The following is a 9,746-nucleotide window of genomic DNA, read 5'->3' as shown; positions in this document are numbered from 1 at the left end:
GACTAAAGCGTTTAGCCATTTTTACATCTCCAAAGATTAAAATTAAACTATCTTTAGAGGGACCGATTGTCCAGTATCTTGGCTAGGATCATACTTCACACCAAAAACAACATGACCATCAAAAAAGTATCCTCCATCACCAAACTTGAAGACTTAGGACGTATCCAGCTTCCCTAATCCCTCTAAATTTCCCTTTAGAAAAGGGAGACTTTGTCATGTGATTAATTGGATACGCGTGGTTCCCTCTCCTTTATTAAAGGAGAGGGTTAGGGAGAGGATTACTTTTATGCTATAAAATCAAAAAACTAACTAATAGAAAAACAAAAATGACACCTGAACTATTACTCACCATCATTCAAGTTTCCATAGGCATATTCGTGCTTGTGATCGTCATCATGCTCATCTATCCCAAATGGCGAAAAAAGATCACAGAGCCTAAAGGCAATACCTTCAAACGCCAAAGAGGATCGGATTGGGCAGATGGGCTAGAACTTATTTTTATTCCCATTTACTGGCTAATTAAACTGATTGCAGGCATCTTCAAATAAAGCCTCATGACTTATCGCCTTATAGTCCCAACTTATTCAACAAATCTGGGGTTAAAAAAGTCTGTGCAACACGATTCAAATCGATATAACGCAGCACACCTTTAAGCTGACTTTTCACTTCAGGATTTTCTAAAATTTCCTCACCGGTAATCCGTCCAAGTTCCTGAAAACTATCTCCAACCGCTTGCAAACCTTCAGCCTGAATCACCGCCTTGGTCTGTGCTGAACATTGCTCCACTAAAATGCGCTGCAACACCGTCGCCAGATTCTTGTCTAATGCTTCCTTTTGACTCGCGGTCACATTGCTAAAAGCCTTTAAGTCCGGATGATTACCTAAAGCCACAAAGGTCCATTGCAAGACGGTAGTTTTATCCGTGACTGTGGTGGATTTCATCAAACAGTCACTGAGCTGGTTGACTGTCGGACCAGCCAATGTCACCTGAGTTACACATTAATAATGTTGCACTTATTAAAAACGTACGAAGCTTTGTAAAAGATTTATGTGCCATCATAATTTCCTGTTCTTCGATGTCCAGCCAATGATATGAAACCAGTTAGTTGTAGCATGGAACAGGGCAATAAACTGATAGAACTCTGTAAAAACTGACCCAGATTTACAACACTTGGATGGTCATTCTGATGTCCATATTGCTATTCATCAGGTCAGGATATTGATCAGTCAAACTTAGCGCTATGATTTAGACTAAAACAATAAAAATAAAAACTTATAATTATGAATACCAACATATTTCACAGCATCATACTGTGGGGACTTGTCTTTTTTTCGTTTTGATCGTATTTTTATTCATCCATCCAACATCGCGGAAGGAGATTCTCGGATCACGTGATCTCCCCACTAAACCAAGCGGGCTTTCTTCTGTTCTCTCCCGTCGGATCGAGCAGATTTTTGCGCCTATCTTCTCGATCGTCAAAAGGATCATACGGATTTTGGATTAAGTCTTTTGATCCCGCGCTTATTTTAACTGCCTCAAAAGATTCTTGGCTCCGGCATGATTATAATTATTGGCCAAATTCTGCAAAATCCGCTTGGATTGAGCTTTAGCATTCGGGAAACGGCTGGCATAGACCGGAATACTGTTCAGACAGCGTGCAACCAACATCCCTGATTCAGTATAGACACGTGTTCCCTCAGTGCCCTGCAATTTGCCGTAGTTATAGGCACGCTGGGCGTTGTTACAGGCATTATTCAGATTCTTGCCACTATTAATATCACGTCGCGCTGCCACATAAATCTTCATCTGATGTTGTTGCGGTGTTTCTGCTATTGCAGCTCGAGCTGATGCCGCTGCTAGCTGCTTCTTCTCTGCTTCTTTTTTCTCTAACTCTTTTCTTTCTAATTCCTTTCGCTCTAATTCTTTCCTCTCCAGCTCTTTACGTGCTGATTCCTTCAGTTCATTGGTCGTCTTTGCGGCAGGAGTCTTAGGAGGAGTCTTGGTTTTTATCGATGCAGGGGTGGTTTTCTCCACAGCAACCCTGGCTTTAGTTGGACGATAAAAGTTTTTTGCTTGAGATGGGCTCATGACCTGGGTGAGTAGTCGAACACTACGCGTCTGGCTAGATTTATCAATTTGTCGTTCAGAAGTTGGCTCAATCGAGACAATCCAGCTTTCAGTCAGGTCATCCATACGACACTGATAGGCACCACTACCTTGTACAACACCCCGATTGGCACTCAGGCGTTTGCGTTGGGCAACATCTGCCACGGCACTAAAATTACTTTTATACAGCAGTGAAAATTTACCGCCCTGTTCATGACAATATTGCGTCAGTATCGAACGCGGATACATGGCCTGAGTCGTATTATTTTTCTGGGCTTGTCCCCAAAGATAAATATAATCTTTTGCACTACCATCACGTTGATTCAAAGCCCGTTTGGCAATTAGTTCTTCCGGACTGGCAAAAGGATGTAACACCTCTGATTTCAACCGGTTCACGCTATTACATCCAGCTAAAGCTGCTGCCCCTATTATTAGAATTATTACTTTTAGCTTCACAGCAAATATCTCAACCCCAAAATCCCGTATAACATAGCTTAAATAGCACAAAACAACAAACACAAGATATTGATAACTATAATATTTAAATGGTAAAAAGGCACATATCAGCCTCAACTTTGCTGATTATGCCAAGCTTCATGTGATAAAAATTGACACAAGTATCATTTTTAAATCAGTTCAAATAATAAACAATTCCATTCAGGACTCAAGAAAAAGATAGAAAAAACACATAAAAAACCGAAGAAAGCGGTGAGTCCTTCTCCGGCGGCTTATTCAGGGAACGCTACAGACCTTTATTATAATGGGTAATAAATTTACCTTTTATCCGCTATAACATTGCCTGAACAAGATCAGCATAAGAATAATTTCCTCAACGTACATTTGTTATTTTTATACGTCAAACCATCGGAAATTAAACGCCATCTTGGCTGGCCCTTAGGATTTTAGACAAGAAAAAAATATCTGAATACCCCAATATTGGGAGGTTCTGACACGATTTACCCAAGTCATCTGACCAACGGTCAGATCGATATTTTCCATTGGATTTTGTAAATTAACTCGCCCTAAAAAAAGCCAAACCTAAAACTGTTTGGCTGATAAAGCAGGATAATAATATGAGAAAAAATTAATCAATATGTGATTCAAATGCTTTTAAGCGTTTATAGATCGACATCAGTTCAATAATCGTCGGCCAAGACAGAATCAGATACTGGAAAGATTCCCGCACTTTGCCAAATACATTCAGGATTTGCATCATCAAACCAAGAGTAATTGCCCCTGCTGCAATACTTGGAAACAGAATAAATAATCCGTAAATATTGTCTAACTGCAAGTACCAGATCCGAACCATGTTGAAATAAGCATAGTGAAAATACAACCGGAAATAATTCCAGCGTACCCGGCTAAACAGTTCTTGTAATGTCAGCGGATGTGCGCGATCAGCATAGTCTTCGCCATAGACCAGCTCTTTACGATAGGCTGCCTCAACTTTCTGGTTATTGAACTCCAGTCCGGGCAATTTCATTCCCACGACCATTAAAATGACCGTACCCAATACCGCCCAGCCGATCGAGGCCCACATTAAAGCATGCGGTATTTCCCCTACAATCGGTAAAACTTTCACATGACTAGAGAGCTGATATAAGATCGGCAGGAATGCCATCAGCAACATCAGCGCTTCGATCAAGGAAACACTTAACTGCTCCGTGGTTTTGGCAAAGCGCATGGTATCTTCCTGGATACGTTGTGATGCACCTTCAATATGACGTAACTGCTCCCAATGTGCGGTGTAATAATCATTCATCGCGGTACGCCAGCGGAAGACATAATGACTGACAAAAAACAGGTTAAATACCGCTAAAGTGACATAAACCATCGCAATATAAATAAAGGTTAATGCGCCTTGATACAGCAATGAAACATCCCCACCACCCTTCGTGAGCATTTGTTGAATCTGATCATAAAACGGGCTATACCATTCATTTAATACGACATTGACCTGTACCCCGAACCAGATATTAAACAGAATAAATGCCGAGCCCCAGACCGACCAGCGCTGCCATCGGTGTCCGGCTTTCCATTGCCAGAACAGCGCAAATATCGTAGTTGCCATGAAATACCAGAGATAAAACCAGATGAATTGAGCTGACCAGAAACGCCCGATACCGATTGTAAGCTTTTCATCAAAATAATTTTCAGGAAAACCCAGATAGGTTCCCCATCCTGATCCGCCACTATGCCAAAGCACAAGATTAATGATAAACCATAAAATCAGGCTGCTAAAAAACCAGACGGGTTGCGGGAAAAATGACTTAAACATACCGACCCAGTTCTCCTTATGTCTCTTGGTCATCCAAATGACGCCTAGTTTATTCTTATTTTAGATTTTTACTGTTATAAAGCATTAATTTTCAATTTAGTGTAAAAAAGGATAGAAGGATATCAAGTCTCTAGAAACTTATTTTTATCATTCAGCTCTGCGTTATGATTTTCCTTATATTCTCGATTTTTATCATTCAGTAGAGCGATACCAAAAAACAGAAAAATCATCATGTTTTTGACCTTTCGTTATTTTGATAGACTTTTTTATGCCTGTTATCTGTCGGGTTTATGTAAAAGAAATTCATACTTGCGAGCATTGCAAGAACAGGATGAACATCAGGCATACTGCACGTCTCCTGAGTATCTTTTATCAAACTAGAGTACTTCTCCTATTTGAATAAGTCATTGATCAAGTTCTCAGTTTTTGAAGAAACGGTTAAATTTTCGAAAATTATGCTATGATTTAATTATCGAAAAGTAATCTTATTTTGGAAAAAACTATGGAAAGTTCGGTAATTGAATTACTTAAACCGGTGACTCTAGAAAAAGAAAACTGCGCCCCTATTAGTTTTGAAGCAGGTACTGTTTTGAAAGTGGTCATGCAGACTCCAACCAGTCTTCTGGTCAGTAATGATGATGACTTTAACTTTACCATTCCTTTAAAAGACAAAAATGAAGTGTGGCGAGAAATCTGAGTATTTTTCTCTCATGCAAATAAACGGGTTGTATCTGAGTTTGGTTTTTTAACTTGTATGATACGACCCTTAGCTTTTCTCCACTTTGATTGCTCTTTTATTATTTTTTCAAAAAATTATTTCTTGCCTCTTCTGTCATCATTTACTGATTTTAAATTGGCTCATATGCATTTGAGCGAAAAATTCTTTTTAATTGAAACATCACTTAATTGTTTGGCCTATGTAAGATCACTGATGATCTGTTTTTCCGTCTTTTGTATCTGCTCTGTCCTTGCACTGACACCTTTACATCTCTTCTCTGTTTAGCTCAACTTCATCTAACACCTACGCTTCGATTCAAAAAAAGAATATTCAAGTTATTTTCAGAGTTTAGTCATAGAACTGGCGTTCGTCTTTCTCCGATTTTTTATCCTCTGATAAAATTTATCAATAAGAATTAAAAAATAATCTGAGATGCTAAATTAAGAGGCTGTTTAAATTGTATAGCTCTGCAATTGGTCCCAAGAAAATTTGATAATACGAAATTTCCCTCTAGCCAATATTAGTATTTTTTCTTTTAAGACAGCTTAGCCAATTTTAAAAATTATTAATTTTCATAAACTTAAGTTAAATATTTTAATTATATATACCTGATTTATAAATTTATTTAGATTATTCTATTTAAAAAGATCTCAAAATTACATCTCCCTCATATATTTAAAAATAAAAAAATAAATTAATAATAAATACTATATTCTAAAAAATTAATTAAAAAATACATATTCAAAAATAAAGATTAAATAATAAATCTTATTATGTAAAATCCTGAAAAACAATCAATCCAAGAGAATCTTAAAATATAAAATCCTCATAATTTATTTTTAAAATTTATTAACAATACTGGATTTCTACCAAAATATTTCTAAATCTTACAAAGTAACTGTACTTGTTAAAAGTGTTTCGTTTCTGCACTTAAAGCCAGTCTGTTAAATGAAATATGTTATAAATTTAATCAAAGCAATGACCATTCAGGTAATTCTAACTTTTAAATCAATTTAAATTCAGAGGCTTAGGTAGTATTTATGTCGACTCTAAAAGAAGATCAAGACCTAGAAGATTCACTTGCTACATCTTCTTATATATTACCTCAAGTGATTTTAAATCAACTCAAACCTATTATTTATTCTCATAAAATTGTTTTATTTCTTGATATTGATGGAACCATTTCTGAATTCCACCCAGATCCAGCAAAAAGTATAATTAAGAGCGAAACCTTAAATACTTTAAAAGAGTTACAACAATATATTCAGCTAGTATTAGTGACCGGTCGCTCAATTGCACAAGCCCAAAAACTTATTTATCCATTTGACTGGAATATTGCAGGCTCTCATGGTCTGGAATTAAGCTATCAATTGCGTTTAAGCAAGTTAATTGATTTAAATCCTGAACAGTTTGAATTATTAAAAAATTATATTACAGAGCATAGTAATAATATTCCTCAGACTCGAATAGAAATTAAAGACTATTCAGTCGCCCTGCATTTTCGTGAACACCCCCATTTAGAGCATCAAGTGCATGCATTTGCCTTAGATTGTCTCGCTCATTTTCAGGATTTTGAACTTAAGGCTGGAAAGTTTGTATTTGAACTGGTGCCCAAAGGTGCAAATAAAGGTTCAGCTATCCAACAAATCATTCAGCAATATCACTTAAATGATCATTACCCCATTTTTATCGGAGATGACCTGACCGACGAAGCCGGTTTTCAAGTCATCAACACATTCAAAGGCTGCTCTATCAAAGTCGGTACAGGCAACACCGTGGCACAACATCGCCTCGAAAACGTGACTCAAGTACAGGCTTTTCTAGCGGAATTCTTAGAAATATTGAAAGCACAACAACAATTATTATTGGAGAAATTACATGTCGAAACTCATAGTGTTATCAAATCGTGTAAATCTACCTAAGTCAGACAATACACAGGCAGGTGGATTAGCGGTGGCATTGCAGGATGCTTTGCAGGATATAGGCGGTATCTGGGTTGGCTGGAATGGATCCCGAGTTGACCAGACGAAAGAGCAGAAGTTTCAAATCCTGAAGCATCAAAATGTTGAATATCACACGAGTCCATTGACTGAATCCCAATATAAAGGCTTTTATTGTGGTTTTGCCAACAATGCATTGTGGCCGCTGATGCACGATCAGCATCAACTTGTAGATTATCAGCCGCAGGATTTTAAGATCTATCAAGATGTCAATTTACGCTTTGCCAAGCACCTGAAACAGGTAGCATCTCCACATGACATTATCTGGATCCATGATTATCATTTTTTAAGCGTGGCGCATTATTGCCGTAAACTGGGCATGCGTAACCGTATTGGCTTTTTCCTGCATATTCCCTTTCCTGAACTAAGGCTATGGCAGACTTTAGCCGCCCATCGCGATCTGGCACATCATTTGGCCAACTACGATGTACTGGGTTTGCAGACCTCTCGCGATCAGGAAAACTGTCTGAATTTCCTTGAACAGACCTTAAAAGTGCAGCATCGTCACAATGAAATCCTGAATTATCAATCTCGAAAGATTCATGTGAAATGCTATCCGATTGGTGTACATCCTGTGCAACTACAGAATCAGGCCTCAGATACTCATCTGGAAAAGCTTCCCTTTGATCTGGATACAGTGCAGCCTTATAAAACCATCATTTCAGTTGACCGGATTGATTATAGTAAAGGCTTATTGGAGAAAATCGGATCGTTGCAGAGCTTGCTGGAAGATCAACCGGAGTTTAAAAATCAATTCCAGCAATTACAAATTGCCTGCCCATGCCGACTGGATGTAAAAACCTATAAGAACCTGTATACGCAATTTAAATCTGCCGTGCATGAACTCAATAGCCAGCATGGCACAACGGACTGGTTACCCTTTGATTGCAGCTATGACACCTTGGGTCATGAAGCCTTGATGCAACTGTATCGTAAGGCTGATATTTGCTGGGTAAATTCGATCCGGGATGGCATGAATCTGGTCGCCAAGGAATATATTGCAGCACAAGACCCTTTAGATCCAGGTGTCTTGATTCTATCTAAATATGCCGGTGCTGCTGAACAAATGAAAGAAGCCTTACTGGTCGATCCTTATGAGCATGACAGTATGGCCAAAGCCTTAAAAAAAGCACTGCGCATGTCTAAATCAGAACGTTTAGAGCGCTATCGTTATTTAAGCCAAGGCTTGAAAAATTTCGATATTATTCGCTGGCGTGATCAGTTTATCACTGACCTGAAAAACTCACAAAGCTTGCGGATCTATCGCCCGGTGGCTGCAGGAGCTTCAAACCAGTTCAGTATGCATGCCTAAATTTTTAAGTAAAAAAACACCAGCATTAAGCTGGTGTTTCGTTTTGAAGAGGAGCCACAATCTCTTCGCTTTGTTGTACTTCGCTTGGGTCTGCAGTGAGATGATTCAAAATCACAATACTCAATAGACCAATCGCAATGACGCTAAATACTAAGCTCAATCCGATGATTTCACTGCCGAAGCCGACCAATGCCGGTCCAATCAATGAACCTGTATAAGCAAATACCGATACATAAGACAATGCCACATGTGAAGCCAAAGTTTTCTGACGTCCTGCACGGGAAAACATCAGCGGTACAATGTTGGCACTACCTAAACCTAAAATCGCATAGCCGACCAACACCACTTGCCAGACTGGCGCAAAGACTACGGTTAATAAACCGGTTGCAGCCAATAGTGCGCTTAAGAGAATCGTATTTTTTTCACCAAACTGCTGAATAATCAGGTGTCCACTAAAACGTCCCAGTACCATCAAACCAGCAAAGAAACTATAAGCCAGACCGGTTTGCGCCGCAGGCAGGCTGAACTCAGTAGCAAGATAAATACCACTCCAGTCCATAGCTGCACCTTCCGAAAGGAAAGCCACAAAACAGATCAGACCAATACCTAAAATTGCCCAGGTCGGTGCTGCTTTTTTCGCAGGTTGTTCTGATGATGTTTCTTCTACCGCTGTCTTAGGCTCAGCGCCCAAGCTCAAAGGAACAGCAAATAAGGCAATAAGCAGCAAAATCACACTGACAATCACCGCACCGGTTAAAGGCGCCAAGCCAAGTCCCATTAACATGGTCATGCCCAGTACGCCTGATAGACCACCTAAACTACACACTCCATGAAAACCTGACATTAAACTTTTACCGAGTTTTTTCTCAATCTGTGCAGCCTGAATATTGACAGTCACGCCCAAAGCCCCGGCACTGGCACCAAAGAAAAACAGGCTGATTGCCATCATTAAATGATTCGGACTATAAGCCAGAGCAGGCAAAATAAATAAAAATGCACTGAGAATTACGGCCAAAACAGCACGGCAACCCAAGGCATTGGCCAGTCGGCCGGCCAGCGGCATCGCCAGCATTGAACCGATTCCGGCACACAGCAATAACAGGCCAAAATCAGCATGATTTAATAACAGGCGCTGCTGTGCATATGGAATTAAGGGTGCCCAAGCCGCAGTACTAAAGCCCAAGCTAAAGAAGCACAACGCAGTCGCTATTTTCTGCCATAGATATGGTGATGGAGACTGAATTCGAGAAAGCAGTGTTTGATTGAACATTGTATTACCAAAAAAGAAGGCTCAGGCATCCATTACCGATCATCCATAGAAAAACCCCACA

7 protein-coding genes and 1 pseudogene are annotated in these 9,746 nt (G+C 39.3%); 4 read left to right on the top strand and 4 right to left on the bottom strand.

All coding sequences use genetic code 11. The features are described from left to right. Positions 1–326 precede the first annotated feature (326 nt). Positions 327–548: a hypothetical protein gene (locus NI464_RS13410; RefSeq protein ID WP_253139023.1), complete on the top strand. Its 222-nt coding sequence runs from the start codon at positions 327–329 to the stop codon at positions 546–548. Positions 549–567: 19 nt separating this feature from the next. On the opposite strand, the pseudogene NI464_RS13405 reads toward NI464_RS13410, so the two are convergent. The 3 genes and pseudogenes from NI464_RS13405 to sbmA all read right to left on the bottom strand — a co-directional run bounded on the left by NI464_RS13405 (position 568) and on the right by sbmA (position 4,385). Next, a pseudogene (locus NI464_RS13405) lies at positions 568–1,057 on the bottom strand (hypothetical protein). A 465-nt stretch (positions 1,058–1,522) separates the two neighbouring features. Beyond that, positions 1,523–2,503, bottom strand: a complete 981-nt coding sequence (locus NI464_RS13400) for a hypothetical protein (protein WP_253139021.1) — start codon at positions 2,501–2,503, stop codon at positions 1,523–1,525. Positions 2,504–3,191: 688 nt separating this feature from the next. Beyond that, on the bottom strand, positions 3,192–4,385 hold the full coding sequence (gene sbmA, locus NI464_RS13395) for a peptide antibiotic transporter SbmA (RefSeq protein ID WP_004279349.1): 1,194 nt from the start codon (positions 4,383–4,385) through the stop codon (positions 3,192–3,194). A gap of 502 nt (positions 4,386–4,887) precedes the next feature. Between sbmA and NI464_RS13390 the strand changes: the two genes are divergently transcribed. The 3 genes from NI464_RS13390 to NI464_RS13380 all read left to right on the top strand — a co-directional run bounded on the left by NI464_RS13390 (position 4,888) and on the right by NI464_RS13380 (position 8,415). After that, positions 4,888–5,082 carry a hypothetical protein gene (locus NI464_RS13390; protein WP_044111243.1) on the top strand — a complete coding sequence of 65 codons (195 nt, stop codon included), beginning with the start codon at positions 4,888–4,890 and terminating at the stop codon, positions 5,080–5,082. A 1,061-nt stretch (positions 5,083–6,143) separates the two neighbouring features. Beyond that, positions 6,144–7,025, top strand: coding sequence for a trehalose-phosphatase (gene otsB / locus NI464_RS13385; protein WP_253139019.1), 882 nt, complete (start codon positions 6,144–6,146; stop codon positions 7,023–7,025). After that, positions 6,982–8,415, top strand: coding sequence for an alpha,alpha-trehalose-phosphate synthase (UDP-forming) (locus NI464_RS13380; RefSeq protein WP_253139017.1), 1,434 nt, complete (start codon positions 6,982–6,984; stop codon positions 8,413–8,415). The genes otsB and NI464_RS13380 overlap by 44 nt, the downstream gene beginning before the upstream one ends. A 25-nt stretch (positions 8,416–8,440) precedes the next feature. Here NI464_RS13380 and NI464_RS13375 read toward each other — a convergent pair whose 3' ends face one another. Then, entirely contained in the window at positions 8,441–9,685 is a 1,245-nt protein-coding gene (locus NI464_RS13375) for an MFS transporter (protein WP_253139014.1), read from the bottom strand. Positions 9,686–9,746 lie beyond the last annotated feature (61 nt).

It is taken from the genome of Acinetobacter lwoffii, assembly GCF_024129685.1.
In the GTDB taxonomy this organism is placed as follows: Bacteria; Pseudomonadota; Gammaproteobacteria; order Pseudomonadales; family Moraxellaceae; genus Acinetobacter; species Acinetobacter lwoffii_X.
Note: the sequence above shows the minus strand (reverse complement) of the source record. Positions and strands in the feature narration are given on the sequence as shown.

What these genes read in the sequence shown, in the direction of transcription:
- NI464_RS13410 (WP_253139023.1), top strand. Translation starts at nt 327, where the DNA reads ATGACACCTGAACTATTACTCACCATCATTCAAGTTTCCATAGGCATA.
- sbmA (WP_004279349.1), bottom strand. Translation starts at nt 4,385, where the DNA reads ATGTTTAAGTCATTTTTCCCGCAACCCGTCTGGTTTTTTAGCAGCCTG.
- NI464_RS13380 (WP_253139017.1), top strand. Translation starts at nt 6,982, where the DNA reads ATGTCGAAACTCATAGTGTTATCAAATCGTGTAAATCTACCTAAGTCA.
- NI464_RS13390 (WP_044111243.1), top strand. Translation starts at nt 4,888, where the DNA reads ATGGAAAGTTCGGTAATTGAATTACTTAAACCGGTGACTCTAGAAAAA.
- NI464_RS13375 (WP_253139014.1), bottom strand. Translation starts at nt 9,685, where the DNA reads ATGTTCAATCAAACACTGCTTTCTCGAATTCAGTCTCCATCACCATAT.
- otsB (WP_253139019.1), top strand. Translation starts at nt 6,144, where the DNA reads ATGTCGACTCTAAAAGAAGATCAAGACCTAGAAGATTCACTTGCTACA.